This is a genomic window from Variovorax humicola (genome assembly GCF_037889915.1).
Classification (GTDB): domain Bacteria; phylum Pseudomonadota; class Gammaproteobacteria; order Burkholderiales; family Burkholderiaceae_C; genus Variovorax; species Variovorax humicola.
Genome location: NZ_JBBKZV010000029.1, coordinates 70,734 through 89,045 on the forward strand (window position 1 = coordinate 70,734; position 18,312 = coordinate 89,045).

At 63.7% G+C, this 18,312-nt stretch carries 20 protein-coding genes and 2 pseudogenes; 18 read left to right on the plus strand and 4 right to left on the minus strand.

What is annotated here, in order from left to right; genetic code table 11:
* Window positions 1-4: 4 nt before the first annotated feature.
* Window positions 5-1,843: an ATP-binding protein gene (locus WKW80_RS29545; RefSeq protein ID WP_340367163.1), complete on the minus strand. Its 1,839-nt coding sequence runs from the start codon at window positions 1,841-1,843 to the stop codon at window positions 5-7.
* Window positions 1,844-1,906: 63 nt separating this feature from the next.
* Here WKW80_RS29545 and WKW80_RS29550 point away from each other — a divergent pair, with 63 nt between their 5' ends.
* From WKW80_RS29550 to WKW80_RS29600, 12 genes and pseudogenes are all read left to right on the plus strand, one after another.
* Complete coding sequence (locus WKW80_RS29550; protein ID WP_340367164.1) at window positions 1,907-2,881, plus strand: tripartite tricarboxylate transporter substrate-binding protein; 975 nt, start codon at window positions 1,907-1,909, stop codon at window positions 2,879-2,881.
* A 117-nt stretch (window positions 2,882-2,998) separates the two neighbouring features.
* Window positions 2,999-4,792, plus strand: coding sequence for a di-heme-cytochrome C peroxidase (locus WKW80_RS29555; RefSeq protein ID WP_340367165.1), 1,794 nt, complete (start codon window positions 2,999-3,001; stop codon window positions 4,790-4,792).
* Between the two features lie 12 nt (window positions 4,793-4,804).
* A complete protein-coding gene (locus tag WKW80_RS29560; protein WP_340367166.1) occupies window positions 4,805-6,310 on the plus strand; it encodes a DUF4331 family protein in 1,506 nt (501 codons plus the stop codon).
* The gene (locus WKW80_RS29565) at window positions 6,307-7,467 is read left to right on the plus strand and encodes a tetratricopeptide repeat protein (RefSeq protein ID WP_340367167.1); all 1,161 of its coding nucleotides are present in this window, start codon (window positions 6,307-6,309) and stop codon (window positions 7,465-7,467) included. The genes WKW80_RS29560 and WKW80_RS29565 overlap by 4 nt, the downstream gene beginning before the upstream one ends.
* Complete coding sequence (locus tag WKW80_RS29570) at window positions 7,457-7,738, plus strand: hypothetical protein (protein ID WP_340367168.1); 282 nt, start codon at window positions 7,457-7,459, stop codon at window positions 7,736-7,738. Before WKW80_RS29565 ends, WKW80_RS29570 begins: the two co-directional genes overlap by 11 nt.
* Before the next feature lie 70 nt (window positions 7,739-7,808).
* Window positions 7,809-7,952, plus strand: a pseudogene (locus WKW80_RS37475) (HupE/UreJ family protein); the annotation flags it as partial.
* 52 nt (window positions 7,953-8,004) lie between these two features.
* Window positions 8,005-8,238 (plus strand): HupE/UreJ family protein, encoded by a 234-nt coding sequence (locus WKW80_RS29575; protein WP_340367169.1) that lies wholly within the window; start codon window positions 8,005-8,007, stop codon window positions 8,236-8,238.
* Complete coding sequence (locus WKW80_RS29580) at window positions 8,235-8,681, plus strand: outer membrane lipoprotein (RefSeq protein ID WP_340367170.1); 447 nt, start codon at window positions 8,235-8,237, stop codon at window positions 8,679-8,681. The genes WKW80_RS29575 and WKW80_RS29580 overlap by 4 nt, the downstream gene beginning before the upstream one ends.
* 59 nt (window positions 8,682-8,740) lie before the next feature.
* On the plus strand, window positions 8,741-8,887 hold the full coding sequence (locus tag WKW80_RS29585) for a hypothetical protein (protein WP_340367171.1): 147 nt from the start codon (window positions 8,741-8,743) through the stop codon (window positions 8,885-8,887).
* 30 nt (window positions 8,888-8,917) lie between these two features.
* Window positions 8,918-10,522, plus strand: a complete 1,605-nt coding sequence (locus WKW80_RS29590) for a mechanosensitive ion channel family protein (RefSeq protein ID WP_340367172.1) — start codon at window positions 8,918-8,920, stop codon at window positions 10,520-10,522.
* Between the two features lie 48 nt (window positions 10,523-10,570).
* Window positions 10,571-10,939, plus strand: a complete 369-nt coding sequence (locus WKW80_RS29595; protein ID WP_340367173.1) for a hypothetical protein — start codon at window positions 10,571-10,573, stop codon at window positions 10,937-10,939.
* Window positions 10,940-11,263: 324 nt separating this feature from the next.
* Window positions 11,264-11,512, plus strand: coding sequence for a hypothetical protein (locus tag WKW80_RS29600; protein ID WP_340367174.1), 249 nt, complete (start codon window positions 11,264-11,266; stop codon window positions 11,510-11,512).
* 68 nt (window positions 11,513-11,580) lie between these two features.
* Here the strand turns inward: WKW80_RS29600 and WKW80_RS29610 are convergent.
* A pseudogene (locus WKW80_RS29610) lies at window positions 11,581-12,886 on the minus strand (AMP-binding protein).
* Window positions 12,887-12,924: 38 nt separating this feature from the next.
* Window positions 12,925-13,701: a crotonase/enoyl-CoA hydratase family protein gene (locus tag WKW80_RS29615; protein WP_340367175.1), complete on the minus strand. Its 777-nt coding sequence runs from the start codon at window positions 13,699-13,701 to the stop codon at window positions 12,925-12,927.
* 103 nt (window positions 13,702-13,804) lie between these two features.
* Here WKW80_RS29615 and WKW80_RS29620 point away from each other — a divergent pair, with 103 nt between their 5' ends.
* The 5 genes from WKW80_RS29620 (at window position 13,805) to WKW80_RS29640 (ending at window position 17,394) form a co-directional block, all read left to right on the plus strand.
* The gene (locus WKW80_RS29620) at window positions 13,805-14,668 is read left to right on the plus strand and encodes an amidohydrolase family protein (protein WP_340367176.1); all 864 of its coding nucleotides are present in this window, start codon (window positions 13,805-13,807) and stop codon (window positions 14,666-14,668) included.
* Between the two features lie 338 nt (window positions 14,669-15,006).
* Window positions 15,007-15,687, plus strand: a complete 681-nt coding sequence (locus WKW80_RS29625) for a hypothetical protein (RefSeq protein ID WP_340367177.1) — start codon at window positions 15,007-15,009, stop codon at window positions 15,685-15,687.
* Window positions 15,688-15,888: 201 nt separating this feature from the next.
* A complete protein-coding gene (locus WKW80_RS29630; RefSeq protein ID WP_340367178.1) occupies window positions 15,889-16,353 on the plus strand; it encodes a GAF domain-containing protein in 465 nt (154 codons plus the stop codon).
* Window positions 16,354-16,391: 38 nt separating this feature from the next.
* Window positions 16,392-16,919: a hypothetical protein gene (locus tag WKW80_RS29635; protein WP_340367179.1), complete on the plus strand. Its 528-nt coding sequence runs from the start codon at window positions 16,392-16,394 to the stop codon at window positions 16,917-16,919.
* Between the two features lie 181 nt (window positions 16,920-17,100).
* On the plus strand, window positions 17,101-17,394 hold the full coding sequence (locus tag WKW80_RS29640) for a hypothetical protein (protein ID WP_340367180.1): 294 nt from the start codon (window positions 17,101-17,103) through the stop codon (window positions 17,392-17,394).
* On the opposite strand, the gene WKW80_RS37480 is transcribed toward WKW80_RS29640, so the two are convergent.
* Window positions 17,346-17,501: a DUF3667 domain-containing protein gene (locus tag WKW80_RS37480; protein ID WP_422822987.1), complete on the minus strand. Its 156-nt coding sequence runs from the start codon at window positions 17,499-17,501 to the stop codon at window positions 17,346-17,348. The genes WKW80_RS29640 and WKW80_RS37480 overlap by 49 nt on opposite strands.
* A gap of 265 nt (window positions 17,502-17,766) precedes the next feature.
* On the opposite strand from WKW80_RS37480, the gene WKW80_RS37485 reads away from it, so the two are divergent.
* Window positions 17,767-18,027, plus strand: a complete 261-nt coding sequence (locus WKW80_RS37485; protein ID WP_422822988.1) for a hypothetical protein — start codon at window positions 17,767-17,769, stop codon at window positions 18,025-18,027.
* Window positions 18,028-18,312: the final 285 nt, after the last annotated feature.

Below are 18,312 nucleotides of genomic sequence, written 5' to 3' on the forward strand. Positions count from 1 at the left end.
CGTGTCAGTCTACCGAAGTGGCGATCGGGAGTGTGAAACTGAATATCGCGCCACCCCCGCCGCGATGCGATGCCCAGAGCTTGCCTCCATGCGCCTCGATCAGCTTGCGGCAGATCGCCAGCCCGACGCCCAGGCCATTGGATTTGGTCGAGTAGAACGATCCGAAAATCCGCTCCAGGTCGCCTTCGGCGATGCCGATGCCACGATCCGCGACTTCCACCAGGACCTCGTCGCACTCGTTCAGGCGCAGGGCGACTGTGATCTCCCGCGCACCGCCCGGTGGCGCCCCCTCGATGGCCTCCATTGCATTGCGCAGCAGGTTCAGGATGACCTGCTGCAAGTGAATCTCGTCAACCACGACTGCCGGCAGCGAATTCCCTGACGCCAGCCCAATGTCGATGTCACGCAACTCGCAGTCCATCTTCACCATGTCCAGGCACTCGGTCACCGCGCGCTTGATGTCGATCAGCTTTGGCTCCAGATCATGCCGCTGGACCATGTCGCGCATGCGTGTCACCACGTCGCCCGCCCGGGTTGCCTGTCCGATGACTTTGTCGAGCAGGTCGAGAACGCGCGGCATGTCGGGCGCTGCTTCGGCGGCGCGCCGACGCGCGGCCAGCGCGTAGTTCTCGATTGCGTAAAGTGGCTGATTGATCTCATGTGCCAACGCCACGGACATCTCTCCCGCCGTGTGAACGCGCACGAGATGGGCCAGCCGCTCACGCCAATGCGCAGCCTCGACCTCGGCCGCCAGCTTGCGACGCTCCACGGCTTCGCGCTCGTGCAGATTGGCGAACACTTCGGCCAGCAGAGTGACCCCGGGCGTCAGCGCGTCGGGCCATTCGTGTTCCCGCGCGATGCTCGCCAGGGTGAGTGCACCCGCATTGCTGCCCTCCGCCGCGATGGGCACCGCGAGCAGGGAACGCACGCCGATCTGACGCAGTGTGGCCGCGTCGGCTTGTCCTCCGGGCGGAATATCCGAAAGGTGAGAGATGCGCACGACGCTGCCGCCACTGATCAGCGCGCGGATCCACGGCAATTCGGGGGCCTTGCCCTGCGCAGCCACCCCGGCGAATCCGTCCGCGTACCACTGCTGTGCCACACCGAAGGGAACGCCGTCGTTGATGTGCCAGAGCGCCACGCGTTCTGCGCCCACGAACTCGCCGATCTGCCGAAGGCCCAGCGCAATCGCCTGATTTTCTTCGCCATGCCTCGACAGCACGAGGGACGCAAGGATGCCGCTTGCGAGCCGCTCGAAGCCGACCGCCAGTTCGAGTTCCTCGTGCGCGCGCTTGCGCGCCAGTGCACTGCCAAAAATTTCCGCCAGCAAACGCATGCGAGCCACCAGGTCGTCCGGCCAGCTGCGCTCGCTGCGAATACAGCCGAAGTTGAGACTGCCATGCAGCTCCCCCGCCACCACGATGGGCATCATGACGTGGGATTTCAGTCCGAGCTTGCGCCAGTTTTCCTTGTCGAGGCTCGCTTCCGGCGGCAACTCGTCCAGACAGGCAAAGACGATCGGCTGGTTGGCGGTCGCCTTCGACAGGGCCCATGGATTCGAATCCCGCGCGGGGATCGTTCGCTTGGGCACCGGCTCCACGCCTTCCACGGCGAAGGAGTGGGTTACCTCGGCCCGGCCAGTCAGCGGGAAGACACGGTTCAGGGTCGAACGATCGATGCCCAGTGTCGACACGATCCGCGCCAGGCCTCGGTCGATGACGTCATCGATCTCCTGCGCAGGCGCCGAGATGAACGCGGCCGACAGATCCAGCAACAGGCGCTCGAAGCTCAGCAGTTCCTGCAGTGAAGCAGGCACAGTGACCGAAGCGATCTGCTCCGTCATGGCCCTTCGGAATGGATAATGCGGCCTGCTCTTGTGCACGGTAACTCTGGCGGAAGGAGTTGTATGGGTCTGAACAGAATACTGGCGTGGCTGCTAGCGGCAACTGTTTCGATCGGACTGGGCCAGCGTGCGTTTGCCCAGGTCGCCGAGGCCAGCCCGGCCAGGATCATGCTCGCATTCGAGGGCGGCTCGGCCAAGAATGTAGCGCTGCATCTGGCCGAACGAATGCGCGAGCCGCTCAAGCGCCCTGTGTACGTCGAGGAAAAACCGGGCGCCGGCGGGCGCGTTGGTGCCTTGGCGCTGAAGAACGCGGTACCGGACGGGACCACCGTGGCAATGCTTCCCATCGCGGTGCCGGTGCTGGCACCGATGACCTTCAAGGACGTGCAATACGACGCGATGCATGACTTTGCCCCCATTTCGCAGATCGCCAGTTATCGCTTTGCGTTTGCGGTTCCCGCGAACCACCCCGCGCGGTCGTTCCCTGACTTTGTCGCCTGGCTGCAATCACACCCGTCGCAAGCATTCTATGGATCGCCTGCGGCGGGCAGCCTGCCTCACTTCCTGGGTGTACTTATATCCAAGGCGATTGACATCGATATGACCCAGGTGGCCTACAAGGGATTCGGCCCCATGTCGATCGACCTCATTGGCGGCCAGGTTCCCGCCGGCATTTCGTCGATTGCGGACTTGATTGAATTGCACCGCGCCGGGCGGCTCAGGATTCTCGCAACGTCGGGGGCGAAGCGCGAGCCCCAGTTGCCGGAGGTGCCGACCTTCATCGAGCAGGGCTATCCGACAGTGCAGGCGACCGGGTGGGTCGGCTTCTTTGCCCCTCCCAAAACGCCGAGGTCGGTTATCGACCAGTGGTCCGCCGCATTGTTGGCCACCATTCGTGCAGCGGAAACGCGGCAGAAGTTTGTCGAACTCGGGCTCGATGCAACCGGCACCACGCCGGAAGAGCTCACCGCGATCATGGCCGCCGACATCGCACGCTGGGCACCGATCGTCAAGGCGTCGGGCTTTCACGCCGACTAGAGCCTGGTCCGGCCTCCACGTACGTGGACTGCGTAGTCGCCGGGATAGGCTGCGCGGATCGCGGGTTCCAGAATCTGCGCTCGGGCCTCGCACGCGGCCGTCATCTGGAGACTCTCCATGCATCGCAAGCGTCAACCTGACATCAAGGGGTTCGATTTCCTTGTTCCCGGATGCACGCTCTTGTTCGGCCTGGCGCTGACAGGCGCCGCCGCGCAACCCGCGGCCAGTCCATCGGGTCCCGTGATCTTTCTCGACCAGGGCTGGACGCCCGCCGAACGGGCGTGGTACTACCAGGTTTCGCAAGGTTCGGCCGTGATGTCCTACGACCTGTTCCTGAATCTCGAAGTGGCCGGAAACCAGGAGCTCTTCCGCTCCGATGCCAACAGCGACCGCTTCGGCCTGGCCACCCAGGCGGCCGATCCACAGAACAATCCCGATGCGCTGCCGATCGGACTGAGCAAGACGATCGTCAAGAGAGTCGGCGGCGTGGAAGATGTGCAAGTCGGATTGAATTGTGCTGCGTGCCACAACGCGCAACTGAACTACCAGGGCAAGCGCATCCGCATCGACGGCGGCGCAGGGAATACCTTCGACATGATGGGCTACGTCAACGCACTTGACGATGCGATGCAGGCCACGCTGGCCGACAGACAGAAGTTCGATCGCCTGGCTGCACGGCTCGGCGCGATGAGCGTGGAGGCCAAGAGCGAGCTGGGCAAGCGTATTGAGCGGGAAGCCGCACCCATTCATACCTACCGCACACGGACGCTCGCGACGCCGACAGTCTGGGGGCCCTCCCGAATCGATGCCATCGGCTCCATCGTCAATCGCATGCTGGCAACGGAGACCGGCATCCCGGAGAACTGGTCGACGCCACTCGCGCCGACCAAGCCGCCGTTCCTGTGGAACGCGCCCCACGGTTCATGGACCCAATGGCGCGGGGTGCAGCAGGACCCGATCGGGCGCAATCTCACGGAGGCCATGGGCGTCTTCATGCCCTTGGACCTCCACTCGAAAACGCCGCAGGAAGGACTCTTCAGTTCGAACGCAGCATTGCTTGATCTGCAACGAATCGAAGACCAGCTCACGCGGCTCGCGCCGCCCAAATGGCCGGAAGAGGTCTTCGGCACGATCGACCGCCAGAAAGCGGCAGCCGGCAAGGTCCTGTTTGCAACACATTGCGCGAGTTGCCACAACGCATGGCCCTACACCTGGACTGCACCGAACAAATACGGCAAACGCTTCCTCGAAGTCGGCCTCGTGCCACAAAAATATGTCGGCACGGATCCCGGCCAGTTCGACAATCTGAGGCCATACGCGATCACCGGCAATCTGGCTCCCTATCTGCCACCGCCATTGAAGGACAAGGAAATCGTTCCGACGGGCGCCATGTACCAGGTCGCGCAAAGGCTCGTTCTGGAAAAGGCGTTGTCGCAGCTCAAGCTGGACGAGGCGCAGGCCGCCAAGCTGCATGGCTATCGCGAGTTCCCGCTGCCTGAGCCGCGGCAAGGCAACTACAAGGCCGCCCCGCGCGACGGCGTCTGGGCCACGCCGCCCTTCCTGCACAACGGCTCGGTGCCCAACCTGTACGAGATGCTGGTTCCTGCGAAGGAGCGCACGAAGCAGTTCTATATCGGGCGTGAATTCGATCCGGTCAAGGTGGGTCTGGACACCAGCGGCAAGAGCGGAACGTTCCTGCTCGACACCTCGCTGCGAGGTAACTCCAATGCCGGGCATTCGTTCGAGAGCGGCCCCCTCGGCAACGGCGTCATCGGTCCATTGCTGACAGACTCGCAGCGCTGGGCGCTGGTCGAATACCTCAAGTCGATTCCCGAGGAAGCGGGACGCGTCACGCCCTTCGGCGGCCCGCCGAATGCAGTCACGGGCACCAGCAACTGGTCGCGGTATTGATGAGTCCGAGCCATGTCTGACCATGTCGATGGCCCGCGCCAGATCGGTGACCCCTCCGCCGATCTGACCGATCTCTTTGCATTCACCAGCCCGGCGGACTCGAACCGCACCGTGCTGGCGGCAAACGTCTTCCCGTCCGCCGGCACGCAGGCGATGTTCTCGAACGCGATCGACCACGCCATCGTCGTGCGCCGGCTGACGATCGCCGGCATCGGGGATGCGACCCGCTTCAGGTCGAGCGATCCGGAGGTTCGTTTCACTTTCCGCTTCGACGTGCTGGAGCGCGCCACCGAAGGCCGCAGAGCTGCGCAACGCGGCACCTGCACGTTGCCCGGCGGCCAGACGATCCGCTTCGTCGTCGACGATGCGGAGGGATCGACCTCGGCCGACGGCACCTTCCGCGTGTTCGCGGGACTGCGTTCCGACCCCTTCTACCTGGCCTGGATCGTGGCCGAAATGAAGAAGTTTCCCAACTTGCTTCAACACGACAACGTGCTGACCTTCCTGATCGAGTTCGACACGCGCCGAGTGCTCGAGCCGGCAAGGGGATCGCTGTTCGGTGTCATCGCCGAGACCATCCCGATACCGAAGCCCGGCGGCTTCATCGGCCACGAGCCCCCGCGCATCGACTGGGTCGGACGCCCCGAGCAGACCAACATGCGGCTCAACAACAACGGGATGGCAGGGACCGACGACCTGCGCGACCTGTGGAACCAGCAGACGCCCTTCGCCGTTTCCGGGGAACTCATGCCCCTGTTTCGCAAGCGCATGATCGACAGCCTGAAGAACTGGGACATGCGCGACGGCAAGGCCGACTGGAAGCCGGCGGCGCTGGCAGCAAACGCCAACATGTTCCTCGACGATTTCATGGTCATCGATGTCGCGAAACCCACCTCGGACACCAGCTTCCTCGAGATCGAGAAAAGCACGCTCGCAGGCCGTCCGTACCAGTCCGGCGGCGGCCGAACGGTGAATGCCGACGTCATCGACATCCTGCTCACGTGGATGGTGAACCACGACAGGGAGTTCCTGCAGGGCGGCTCGACCGGTGCGACCAAGCCGGGCACCTCGGCCTTTCCCTACCTGGCCTCCCCGAACGCGGAACTCCAGAACGTCGCCTTTTCGGTGGATCTCGCTGCGCCGCCCGACCAGGTCTGGGCCCTCATCGGCGGCTTCGGCGGGTACTGGCATCCGTTGGTTGCGAGCATCAAGTTGACCGGCACCGGGATCGGTCAAATTCGCACGATCGAAACCATCGACGGCAAGCAGATCGTCGAGCAACTCGACGCCATGGACAACGCGCAGCGAAGCTACCGCTACACGTCGATTGCCGGTATACCGGCAACGGACTACACCGGCATGCTGGACGTCAAGCCCAAGGGCGGTGGCAGCTCGGTCGAATGGCGCGTGCAGTACATGCCGGGCGGTCAGCCCGACATCATCGTGAAGACCATCAGCTCGACGTTGCTGAAGACTGGCCTCGACAGCCTGAGGCCGCGGTTTGGTGTCCCCAAATGATCGCCGAGCCCGATCTCGCGAGCGGCTCTGTGCAGGCCACCGATGGCGTCATCGCCGCGATCAACCTGCGCAGCACGCTCGCCCAATCATGGAACCGGTTCTGGCAGGCGCCGCTGCGCCCGGGCATGGCGGAGTCCGTCATCGAGCAGGAGCAGCTCAATGCGCAGTTCCTGGGTGATCTGGGTGCCTTCGACCGGCTGGATCAACTGGCAAGCCATCTGCTGCGCGTGGATCCAGACTCCGCCCGCTCGGCGCTCGTCGATGCGCAGATCGCGGCGTCGACCCATCGCTTTGCATACGCGAGGGAATGCCTTTCGCGGGCAACGGATCGAGGGTGTCCCGCGATTGCTGCGCAGCGGCTCGCGATGAGCATCGACCAGGCGTGCGGGGTGTCGCTGGACGCCCTGCGGAAACGGAGGTTGCGCCTCGCCGGGCAGTCGGGACGGCTGGAGGACTGGGTTCCGCTGGGTGCGCTGCTTGCCGATCTGGGGGAGTTCGATGACGCGGAGCGCGCCTACTGCAGGGGCTTGGGCGAATACCGCGATGTCTCGCCATTCGCCGTTGCCTGGGTCTGCTTCCAGTTGGGCATGTTATGGGGTGAACGCGTGCCGCAGGCGCAGACCGGGCGCGCGGCCCGGTGGTACGCCAAAGCCATCGACTACCTGCCCGGGTATGTCAAGGCGCGCGTGCATCTTGCCGAGATCCGTTTGGCCGAAGGCCGCGGCGCGCAAGCCCGTGCGCTGCTGGTTCCGGCGCTCGCGAGCGGTGACCCGGAAGTCCACTGGCGACTTTCGGACGTGGCGCTCGCGCTGGGGCAGTCGGCCGAGGCGCAGGCACTGTCAGACGCGGCTCGCAGCGGCTTCGAGCGCTTGCTGGCCAGGCATCCACTTGCTTTCGCCGATCACGCGGCGGAGTTCTACGCCGGCAGCGGCAACGACACGCGCCGGGCGTTCGAGTTGACCGGCATGGACCTCGCGAACCGCCCCACGCTGCGAGCCTTCGAGAAGGCCCATGCCGCGGCGATTCAAGCCGGCGAGGCACTGGAAGCCGCAAACATCCTGGCCGCGGCCCGCCAACGATGGGGGTCGACGCCAGCCTTCAGGCAGTCGCCTCTGGCCGCAATTGCACCTCACCGGGAGTCCGGCCATGCCGATTGACCGCAGGACCTTCGTGCTCGCCAGCGGCACCGCTGCGGCCGGGGCCGCACTCGCATCCTTCGCTGTGGTTGCCGCTGTCGAACAAGAGAGCGGGCCGGTGCCCACGGGCGCGGCAACTCCGATGGAAGTCGTCGCGGCAGGATCGTGGTTCGAGCTCAGGATCCTGGGATGGGATCGCCGCGATGACCTCACGGCCTTCGCGGCGCCGCCGGCCAGTGACGCCGGCTGGTGGATCGAGATCGACCAGCATTGGCGAGGCGCCTGGCGCTGAGCACCCAGCCCCTGCACGCGCACCGACAAAAGGCTCTAGCCGAAACGCCCGTTCGACAAGCACCAACAGCATGAAACTTGTTCGTCATTCACGGCGGGCGGCGCTCTTGCTACTCGCCGCGGCCTTCGCGCTGATGCTGCTGGGCGGCGCGCTCCTCGGGATGGCCGGCGTGCACCTGCCCGCCGTGGAGTCATCGATCGCGGTCTCGCTGCTGACGTTCGGACTGCTGGGCATGACGCAACATCGGCTTGACGCGCCGATGCGTCATGACGCAACATCGCCTCGACGCGCCGATGTCGGTCTTGCTGGTGGGACTGTTCGGGCTCTTCCACGGCCACGCGCATGGCGGAGAACTGGCGGGCAAGGCCGACGCGGAACTGGTTCTCGGGGGTCTGCTTGCGGCATCGCTTCTGTTGCACGCCGCGGGTCTTCGTTGTCTCGTTCGGTGCCGCGATTTTCGGCACCTGACTCGTGTGCAAAAACCTGAGGAGCACTTATGAACCGACACCTAGTTCCCCGAATCGGCGTACTGGCTTTGACCCTTGCGCTTGGAGCCTGCGCCACACCAGGCGCCCAGCCTGGCGCGATGGAGGTGCGACGGGCCACCATCGAGCAGATCACGCCAACGCAGTTGCAGAGCAACCATCACGCAGGCATCGGCGCAGTGGTCGGGGGGCTCGCGGGTGTGGGCATTGGCAGCCTCATCGGCGGCGGGACCGGGCGCGACGTGGCCATGGTGCTGGGCGCCGTGGGCGGTGCGGTGGCCGGCAATGAAGTCCAGAAGAAATACGACCAGCCGACGCCGGGACAGCAGATCGTCGTGCGCACCGGCAGCGGCGTGCTGGTTTCCGTATCGCAACCCGTCAACCCGGGCCTTCGTGTCGGCCAGCGGGTCTACATCGAGGGTACCGGCGAAAGCGCTCGAATCGTTCCGCAACAGTAGCCACTGGAGCCAGCTGCTCGTCGCGAGCGTTCCGCGACCGGGCTCGGGCTCGATGCACCATGAGCCACACCATTTTCTGGATCCTTGGTCGCAGCCGTGGCAGCCTTCTTGCTGGGCGAAATTCCGGTCGGCTTCATTCGCTACACGTCGCCGCCGCCGCGGCCCTGGCGATGCTCTCGTTCCTGATCGAGTTCTGGAATTCTTGAATGATGAGCTACATCGCGTGTCGCATCGCTGTGGCGACGGCGGTGGCAATGCTCGCGACTTCGGCATCGGGCGCGGTCGCCGCCAACCCGGACAGCCCGGAGCAGGCGCTCGAGCAAGCGGCGGTTGTCATGGACGGGGCGACCCTGTTCGTTGTGCGCAGCCCGCTCGGATTTCCGGCGTCGGAGCGAGCCGCGGGCATCGCCAAGCGGATCGAGGCCGCCGCGCGTGACCGAAGCATCGACCCTGCGTTCGTACGCACGGGAACCGTGGCGGGCATGACAGCGATCTTTGCCGGGCCGGCGCGCATCATGGTGGTGTCGGACGCAGACGCGCAGGCCGCTGAAACGACCGTTGAAGCGCTCGCAGGCGCTGCTGAAGATCGCGTACGCAGCGCGATCATCGACTATCGCGTGGCTCGAAGCCCTGAGCGCGTCAGGAACGCCACGTTGCTCGCGTTGACCGCGACGGTGTTGTTCCTCGTCGCGGCGGCGGTATCGGTATGGCTCACGATCCGGTTGCGCCGAGGTATCGAGCATGCCTTGCACCCGCGCGTTCAGACGCTGGGCTTTCAGTCTTTTGCGATCGTGCGTGCCGAGCACATCCGCGCCGTTCTTTCCGGGATTCTCAAGTTCGTCGGATTGCTCGTGCTGCTGGCGCTGACCTTCGCCTGGCTCGTCTACGTGCTGGATTTGTTTCCGTGGACCATCGGCGTCGGCAATGCGCTGCTCGAGCATGTCGTCACTCCGCTCACGACGCTCGGCAGGGATTTTCTTGCCGCCATCCCGAACCTGATCTTCCTCGCCATCCTGTATTTCATCTTTCGCTCAGCGCTGCGAATCGTCCGTCTCTTCTTCGACGCGGTGGAGCAAGGCAGGGTAAAGCTTCAGAACTTCGAGCCGGAGTGGGCGATGCCCACCTACAAGATCGTCAGGCTCGCCATCATTGCGTTTGCGCTTGTCATCGCTTATCCCTATGTTCCAGGGTCGAGTTCGGCAGCCTTCAAGGGCGTTTCGCTGTTCCTCGGCGTCGTTTTTTCGCTGGGATCATCGGGTGCGATCTCGAACATCATTGCTGGATACATGATGACGTACCGCCGTGCATTTCGCGTCGGCGATCGCGTGAAGATCGGCGAAGTAACGGGCGAGATTACCGCCGTGCGGTTGCAGGTCTCACATCTGCGCACAATGAAGAACGAGGAGGTGGTGATCCCCAATTCGCAGATCATCAACAGCCACGTGGTCAATTACACCACCCTGGCGCGCAAGGATGGCCTGCTGCTGCACACTTCGGTACAGATTGGCTACAACACGCCGTGGCGTCAGGTTGAAGCGATGCTGCTGGAAGCGGCACACCGCACCGAAGGTCTTGTGGCCGCACCCAAGCCCTTCGTGTTGCAGACGAAGCTTGGGGACTTCGCCATCATCTACGAACTCAATGTCGGTTGCGACGATCCGCGGCGCATGCATGAACTCTATTCGGCGCTGCACCGAAATATCCTCGATGTCTTCAACGAGTACGGAGTGTCGATCGTGACGCCGGCCTACGAGGGAGACCCTGAGACGCCCAAGGTCGTGCCAAGGGAGAAGTGGTTTTCGCCACCCGCCAAGGCGGACAATGAAGATCAGGCCGCTTGACTTGCCTCACCCTGGATTACCGGTCACCCCAAACCGAGGAGCAGCACCATGACTCATAGCCATATGAATGCGGCAATTTCTTGCGCCGCCCTGATGGCGAGCGCAGTCGCGCTCGCACAATCGACCGACATCGACGCGGCGATGGCGCGCTACGAACGCACCATGGCGTACTGCAACAGCGGCAGTCTGCCGCGCCCGCAACGCGATGCCTGCGTGCGCGATGCGGGGATGGCGTGGGACCGGGCCCAACGCGGACTTCCTCCCTCGGAGGACGTCACTTCGCCAGGCGGCCGCGCAGTCGTCGTCGTTCCGCAAGGCACCCCCCCGCCATTGAGTGACTCCACCACCGTGACTTCGCCTGACGGCGACTCGGTCATCGTTCTGCCTGCCGACGGCTCAAGACCCTTGTCGCAGTGACGGCATGGAGTTGGCCCATCGGCCTGCGCTGATCGTGACGGGCGAGCGAACCCGGGAATCCGTATCCCGTAGCGGAGTTCATGAGTTGGCTTGCCTTTGTTGATTGGCAATCCAGTCTCGCTCGAACTGCATCGGGCTGACGTGGGCCAGCGTCGAAGGTCCAGATGGCAACGCTGCCTTCGCTGGCGGCCTGTATCGAGGCTTCGACAACAACGTAGCCCGTCGTGGTCCCAGGCCGACAAGCGACTGTCGCCCACGACTGACAAGGGGCGGGCGTCGGAGGGTGTACATCGTCCGCTTGAGCCAGCAGAGGAGCGAGCCGACATGACCTTCGACAACACCTACGCGGAATACCGGTGGCTGCGTTGGCAACTCGGCTTCGCCCCGTGGCTCGCCATGGTTCCCTCCGTTTGGAACTTCTGCTCGCGCTCCGCCCAGGAAGACATGCTCCAGGGGCTGCGCGAGGCACTGGCGGACGCGCTCAACGAAACGAACAGCGGTCTGGTCGACTCAATACGAGTCGATCGCCATCAAGCCCATGCTGCTCACCGAGCGACCCCTCGATCTCGATGACTTGTGCCGCATCACCCCGTGCCACTGGCCCGACTTTCAATACCGCCCCCTTGACGGGAGCGACCAAATCAGTGTCCAAGGACCTCGACCCGGAGTGACCTGTCGGCTGCAACCGCGGGGTGCGCGAACTGCTTGATTGCCAATGCAACCGCAGCAATCACGCCAGGCACGGCCATGATTGCAAAGATGTCGGTGAAGCTTACGTTCTGACGCGACAGCTCGGCCACGATGAACGAGCCCGCGATGCCGCCGAAGCGGCCGATTCCCATCATCCAGGCGACGCCCGTTGCGCGCCCCTGCGTCGGGTAGAACGCAGCAGCCAACGCCGGCAATGACGACTGCGACATGTTCATGAGCGTGCCGGCAACGAACACCACGACGACCAGCGGACCGACTGCATTGCCGACCTGCCCGATGGCGAAGATGGCAACGGCTGTCAGGGCGCGTCGGCCTCTGCCGCACGGCGCTTGAGCGCCAGGCGTCGGTTTGCCATCGTCAATGTAGAAGGTGCCGCCGTTGTCCAGCACCAGGCCGACGTTGTGGTTGCCGCCAAAGGTGTGGTTCCAGGGGAGCCAGTCGATGAGGATCGGTGGTTCTTCCTGCAACGATGGAATCGACTGGCGCATCTGTTGCTGGTTGGCGCACCACATGCCGTGCGTGTTGATGACCGCCTTGGGCAGCTTGGTCGAGCCCGAGGTGAAAAGGAATTTGGTGATCGTGTCGGGGCCGATGGCATCCATCGCGGCATCGACCTCCGGCGTCGCGGGGTATTGCGAGCAATTCCGCAAGCGATGTGGTGGCGCGGCCCTCGATCGTCCCCTCTGCCAGCACCACTTCGATATCGGCAGGAATCGCCGTCGCGATGGCGCGGCCATAGCGCCCGGCGTCGGTCGCGAACACGAAACCCGGCGTCAGGGTGTCCACGACATGGCGCAGCTTGTCGTAGTCCTGGCTGACCGTGGAGTAAGCCGGCGAGACCGGGCAATAGGGAATGCCGGCACACAGGCAGCCCAGGGCGATGAGCGCGTGCTCGATGCTGTTCTCGCTGAGGATCATCACCGGGTGCTCGGGCGACAGGCCACGGCTCAGCAAGGCCTGCGCAATGGAGCGGGCGCTTCGCAACGCTTCGCCGTAGCTCACGCGAACCCAGTCCCCGGTGCTGCCGTCGGCGTGGCGGGCACGTCTTGCAATGAAGGTGCGCGCGGAGTCGACCGTGGCCCAGTGCACCAGGCGATCGGTCATGCGCTGCGCGTGGTCGCCCAGTTGCACCGCAGCTTCCAGGTAACGCACACCCGGAGCACCCTGGTGCAGGACGCCGCGCGTGATACCGAATTCCAGCGGCCGATAGCGGGGAAGAAGTGTGGTCTCGTCCAAGTTGTTTTTCCTGGCGCCGTGGCGCTTTGGGTTGACGATCAGACGTTGGCGGCGACCTTGGCGGCCCTACCCTCGAGGAAGTCGCGCACGCGCTCCTTGGCTTCGGGCGCGCTTTGGGCGATACCGGCAATCAGGGCTTCGGTGAAGTAGCCCTGGTCCGCGGGTTGCTCGGCGATGCGCGACAAAGCGTGCATCAATGCGTAGTTGGTCAACGCAGCGTTCTTGGCGACGCGCTGGGCGAGTTCGAAGGCCTTGTCGAACGCGCTTCCCTGGGGAACAAGGTACTGCGCGAAGCCTGCGCGCTCGCCTTCTTCTGCGTTGTAGACACGGCCAGTCATCATCATGTCGGTCATGCGGGGCACGCCGATGAGCTTCGGGATGCGCACCGAGCCGCCCCCGCCCACGAAGATCCCACGCGAGCCTTCGGGCAAAGCATAGAAGGTGGTGGTGTCCGCCACGCGGATATGACAGGCACTTGCGAGTTCCAGCCCACCGCCAACCACCGCGCCGTGCAGCGCGGCAATCACCGGCACCGGGCCATGCTGCACGAGTTCGAGCGCTGCGTGCCACATGCGCGAATGCTGCATGCCCTGCCCCGCGTCGCGCTCCTTCAGTTCGCTCAGGTCGAGACCAGCACAGAAGTGCGGGCCTTCGCCGTCGATTACAGCCGCACGAATGGCGGGCGGCATCTTCTCGAAGGCGTCGCGAAGCGCAAGGATGAGGCCGTCGGACAGGGCGTTGCGTTTCGTTTCACGTGTCAGGCGAATGATCGCCACGTCGTCGCGGTAGTCGAGTTGAATGTCAGTGTTGGTCATGGTTGGCGTCCTGCAGTGGTTCGAATTATGGTTATGTTTCATAACTAGTTCAAGTTGGCTATGGTTATGTTTGATAAGTATTTACCCTACGTGGAGACCGTTCATGGATCATGAAAACCTCATCGCGATCGACACGCATACGCACGCGGAGATCAGTTGCTGGAACCCCTTTGACAACTATGGGGAGGAGTACGACCGCGCTGCCGACAAGTACTTCAAGTCGAGTCGGCGCCCGACCATCCAGGAAAGCATCGACTACTACCGGGAGCGCAAGATCGGGCTGGTAATGTTTGGCGTCGATACCGAGTCGAATCTTGGGCGCCGTCGCGTTCCCAATGAGGAAATCGCTGAAGCCGCGAAAAAGAACAGCGACGTTCTTATCGCCTTTGCCAGCATCGATCCGCACAAGGGAAAGATGGGCGCGCGGGAGGCACGCCGCCTCATCGAAGAGCACGGCGTGAAAGGCTTCAAGTTCCACCCCACGATGCAGGGCTACCATCCCTACGACAAGATGGCGTGGCCAATCTACGAAGTGATCAACGAGTTCGCCCTGCCCGCGGTATTCCATACGGGGCACAGCGGCATGGGGTCCGGCATGCGCTGCGGCGGCGGGCTCCGACTCGAGTACAGCAACCCGATGCACCTGGACGACGTGGCCATCGACTTTCCCGACATGCAGATCGTCATGGCGCACCCGAGCTTCCCGTGGCAGGACGAGGCGCTCAGCGTGGCGACGCACAAGCCCAATGTCTGGATCGACCTGTCGGGATGGAGTCCCAAGTACTTTCCGAAGCAACTCGTTCAATACGCGAACACGCTACTCAAGGACCGCGTGCTATTCGCGAGCGACTGGCCGCTGATCTCGCCTGATCGATGGCTAGCCGATTTCGAGACGGCGGGCTTCAAGCCGGAAGTCGTTCCCGGCATCCTGAAGGGCAATGCGAAGCGGTTGCTAAAGCTTGTTTAGGCAACCACGGGAGAATCGATCCGTGGGCGAATTCGTTGCCTCCCACGGTGCGGGACAGGATGTTTCCAACTCGCAACACGCACCATACAGTCCAACAATGGACGTCGCCTTTGCCAGAGGCCGCGCGCTCGAAGGCCGATCCGATGACGCACCGCCTGGGCGAGCTGTCGAACCCGCACGGCCGCGAGTAGATTGAGCGGTGCCGGCGGCGCTGATCCACTCCCGAAAAGTGTGCGTCCGAGAAGCGTAGTACCTGAGCGCCGGTCGCTCGGGTAACCCCCGAGGAATAGTGTTGCTGCCCAAACGTAAGCTATTGGCCGTTTCACCGGAGACTGCAAATGCGCCCCACCCATCGCCTGATGTATGTCGTCTCGGCCGCGTCTGTGGCCGCCCTTGTCGTGTCCTGCGCCTCCGCGCCGAAGATCGGACCGATGAGCTTCTTCGTGACCAGCGTGAATCCGGGCGACGGCGCCAATCTGGGCGGCCTGGCGGGTGCGGATGCGCATTGCCAGAAGCTGGCGTCAGCCGTCGGTGCGGGAAGTCGCGCGTGGCGCGCCTACCTCAGCACGGGCTTCATCCCGCCCAGCACAGCCGCAGTGCACGCGCGCGATCGCATCGGCAAAGGCCCGTGGTTCAACCAGAAGGGCGTGCTCATCGCAAGCAACGTCGCCGAACTGCATGGCGACAAGAACAACGTCAACAAGGAAACCGCGCTGAGCGAGAAGGGCACAGTCGCGAACGACCGCTCCAAGCAGCCCAACCAGCACGACATCCTCACCGGCACGCGACCGGACGGCAGCGCGCCCCCGTCGTATCCGAACCAGCCCGACATGACCTGCGGCGAGTGGACGAAGAACGGCGCCGGCTCGGCCATCGTCGGCCACTTCGACCGCTCGGGTCCCAGCCAGGACCCCTGGGCGGTGTCTTGGAACTCCTCGCACAACACCGCGGGCTGCGGCAAGGATGACCTGCCGAAGACCGGAGGAGCCGGGCTGTTCTACTGCTTCGCGGCGGATTGATCCGCCTCGGCGGTGCGGATCCACGGCAAGCTTTGAAAGCGCATCGACACGTCGCGACGCAGAGCCTGTGGAGTTGCATCGGCCGTAAGTACGTCAGGGGTTGTTCGTAGCTGCGCCGGTCCCTGCCTCCTATCGGGCGCGGCCGACCATCCCTGGCCCGGAGAGGCTTGTGCAACCGAGCACGGGAACACAAAATCTCGCATGGCCTCCCAACAGGTCGTGAACACGTTCTCGCAGATCCTGAAGGCGCAGGGTCTTGCGGGTGCACTCGCATTCTTGAACGATGGGGTGCCTCTGCGTTACACGGCAGTCCACAGATATGCCGGCCTCCTGGTGAAGAGCGTGGTTTTCCATGACGCTCTGGGCAAGAGACGTCCACCATTCATGTCGGCTATGCCGCTGGACAAGAGCTTCGCCAAATTTATCAAGCCAGGCACTCCTTTCCGGACGGATGACTCATCAAAAGACCCGAGACTCACTGCTCGCCCATACGAGCACATCATCGTTTCCTACCACGGTACCGCTCTGGTGACCCCGGCTGGTCATTCGTGGGGGGTTCTGTGCCACTTTGATTTCGCACCGGTTCCACTTTCGGACAGCGCATTCGAGGTTCTTGAGTCGGTAGCACCCATCGTTGCGTCGTTTGCCATTGATCCCCATCGCTGAAGCTAGAAGACGTCTGGACACGGCGCCCACCTCGCGTCATGCAAAACGTGGCGCCTGTCCCCTTCCTCTGGGTGCTGCCGCTGTCGGTTTATCTACTCTCCTTCGTACTCACCTTCGACAACGACCGGTGGTACCGTCGCCCGGTGGTGCTGCCGATCGCTGCGGTCATGTTTGCACTGTGCGCCTTCGGGTTGCAACACAGCATCGGATGGCGAGTCAGGACCGGGCTGCCCATCTGCATCGTCGGGCTGTTCGCGTTCCGCATGTTCCTGCATGGCGAATTGGCACGTCGACGGCCCGACGGCCGCTACCTCACACGCTCCTACTTGATGATGTCGCTCGGCGGCGCCATGGGCGGCGTGACAGTGGGACTGATCGCGCCCCGTGTGCTGCCGGCCTACTACGAGCTGGGCATCGGGCTGGTGTTGACGGCGCTCGCCGGCACCACGGTCTTTCCCTCGCAGCGCATCCTTTTGCTGCCGACGACTTGCGTCGAACGGACTGGATGCTGGTTGCGCCTCAGGACGACCGTCTGGAGTGCCCGCACCCAGGCTCTTGCGCCGTAGACCGCCCCGATCGCCAGGTAGAGGTATGCCGCGCAGGCCAAGAGATTGATGGCGCTCAGCACGTTGTCGACCGAGGGCGAGGCAAGTCCTCCGGCTCCGAGGAAGTAGGTGCCCTTGGCCGCCAGCAAGGCAACGCAGAACAGCAGCACAAGAAGGTGTACTGGTGGAGCGAGGAGACCTCATGCGTCATGAAGGGACGATGCGCGCGAAAGAACATCAATGGCAAGACCAGGCCGAATGGAATCGTCATGAGCACGATGAGCAACTTGGCATTGACCACCACCGCATGATCGAATACTGGTGCATAGAGTTCGAGAGGCGTGTGCGTTTTCATCAGCCGGCGTGCCACCAGCGATGGCGCGAGTTCGTTCCAGTCCTGGTGATGGAGATGGGAGTCAAGCGACGAACTGAAAATGGTCGTGCCGGTCAACCACTGAGGGCGAAGAACAGCACGTTGGCCAGAAGGAAGAGCTGAAAAGGCGCGACATAGGGCTTGCGAATTCCTTCCATCCACGACCTGGAATGCGGAAGCACCTCGCGCACGCTGAGTCGGGAGCAGCAGGTCGACTTCAGCAACACCATCTGGATCCTCGCGGTACCCCAGCCTGAGAGGCTGGCTCTGTCCAATCACTCTGTACTTGACGTGAATTGGGGGCCAGCGTCGGGCGCGATCTCTCCGGGCCGGCCATAGCGGCCGAGCGGAATGGCCGCCTTCTGCACGGCGGCGAAGTCGCCGTCCTGCGGTTCAACTCGGTATCCACCGAGCCCGGGTGCACGGCGTCCTGGACGAACCGACGTCCGTGCTGACGCCGCAGGAAGCCGACGAGGTGCTGGGCTGCCGCGCGACATGACGCAAGCGCGTAGCATCAGCGCGCTGATGATCACGCACAAGTTCCGCGAGTTCACCGCGTATTGCGACCGCGTCACGGTGCTCCGGCGCGGCAAGATGGCTGACACCGGTTCGGTTCGCGAGGTCACGACGAAGACGATGGCGCACGCTGCCCGAGGAGCCGCTGAAAAACGGCGGCGTGGCCCGCATGAGCGTCGTCGAGACCTTGCGCTTCGCACCTTCGACCGGGCGCCAGTGATGTTGCACCGGGGCATGTGAGAACCACGGGGCTGCCTGATGAACAAGTCGCGTCGTCGGGCACGACGAGGATGATTCGCGACCTCTTCGGGAACGAGAGGCAAGCGTCGTTCAACTTCGGCTGGCGCGTGCCAGCGTCAGGTCAGAGGTCAGAGGTCAGAGGTCAGAGGTCAGAGGTCAGAGGTCAGAGGTCAGAGGTCAGAAAGCGTGGCGGATACCGAAGTCGTAGCCGGTCGCGTTCTTGGCCTGGTAGCCCTGTCCGGTGGTGAGGAAGGTATTGGTGAAGCCCGGCGTGCCGATCACGAA

What these genes read in the sequence shown, in the direction of transcription:
- WKW80_RS29545 (WP_340367163.1), bottom strand. Translation starts at nt 1,843, where the DNA reads ATGACGGAGCAGATCGCTTCGGTCACTGTGCCTGCTTCACTGCAGGAA.
- WKW80_RS29580 (WP_340367170.1), top strand. Translation starts at nt 8,235, where the DNA reads ATGAACCGACACCTAGTTCCCCGAATCGGCGTACTGGCTTTGACCCTT.
- WKW80_RS29620 (WP_340367176.1), top strand. Translation starts at nt 13,805, where the DNA reads ATGGATCATGAAAACCTCATCGCGATCGACACGCATACGCACGCGGAG.
- WKW80_RS29600 (WP_340367174.1), top strand. Translation starts at nt 11,264, where the DNA reads ATGACCTTCGACAACACCTACGCGGAATACCGGTGGCTGCGTTGGCAA.
- WKW80_RS29635 (WP_340367179.1), top strand. Translation starts at nt 16,392, where the DNA reads ATGCAAAACGTGGCGCCTGTCCCCTTCCTCTGGGTGCTGCCGCTGTCG.
- WKW80_RS37485 (WP_422822988.1), top strand. Translation starts at nt 17,767, where the DNA reads ATGACGCAAGCGCGTAGCATCAGCGCGCTGATGATCACGCACAAGTTC.
- WKW80_RS29570 (WP_340367168.1), top strand. Translation starts at nt 7,457, where the DNA reads ATGCCGATTGACCGCAGGACCTTCGTGCTCGCCAGCGGCACCGCTGCG.
- WKW80_RS29565 (WP_340367167.1), top strand. Translation starts at nt 6,307, where the DNA reads ATGATCGCCGAGCCCGATCTCGCGAGCGGCTCTGTGCAGGCCACCGAT.
- WKW80_RS29595 (WP_340367173.1), top strand. Translation starts at nt 10,571, where the DNA reads ATGACTCATAGCCATATGAATGCGGCAATTTCTTGCGCCGCCCTGATG.
- WKW80_RS29550 (WP_340367164.1), top strand. Translation starts at nt 1,907, where the DNA reads ATGGGTCTGAACAGAATACTGGCGTGGCTGCTAGCGGCAACTGTTTCG.
- WKW80_RS29625 (WP_340367177.1), top strand. Translation starts at nt 15,007, where the DNA reads ATGCGCCCCACCCATCGCCTGATGTATGTCGTCTCGGCCGCGTCTGTG.
- WKW80_RS29640 (WP_340367180.1), top strand. Translation starts at nt 17,101, where the DNA reads ATGCGTCATGAAGGGACGATGCGCGCGAAAGAACATCAATGGCAAGAC.
- WKW80_RS29585 (WP_340367171.1), top strand. Translation starts at nt 8,741, where the DNA reads ATGAGCCACACCATTTTCTGGATCCTTGGTCGCAGCCGTGGCAGCCTT.
- WKW80_RS37480 (WP_422822987.1), bottom strand. Translation starts at nt 17,501, where the DNA reads ATGGTGTTGCTGAAGTCGACCTGCTGCTCCCGACTCAGCGTGCGCGAG.
- WKW80_RS29575 (WP_340367169.1), top strand. Translation starts at nt 8,005, where the DNA reads ATGACGCAACATCGCCTCGACGCGCCGATGTCGGTCTTGCTGGTGGGA.
- WKW80_RS29630 (WP_340367178.1), top strand. Translation starts at nt 15,889, where the DNA reads ATGGCCTCCCAACAGGTCGTGAACACGTTCTCGCAGATCCTGAAGGCG.
- WKW80_RS29615 (WP_340367175.1), bottom strand. Translation starts at nt 13,701, where the DNA reads ATGACCAACACTGACATTCAACTCGACTACCGCGACGACGTGGCGATC.
- WKW80_RS29555 (WP_340367165.1), top strand. Translation starts at nt 2,999, where the DNA reads ATGCATCGCAAGCGTCAACCTGACATCAAGGGGTTCGATTTCCTTGTT.
- WKW80_RS29560 (WP_340367166.1), top strand. Translation starts at nt 4,805, where the DNA reads ATGTCTGACCATGTCGATGGCCCGCGCCAGATCGGTGACCCCTCCGCC.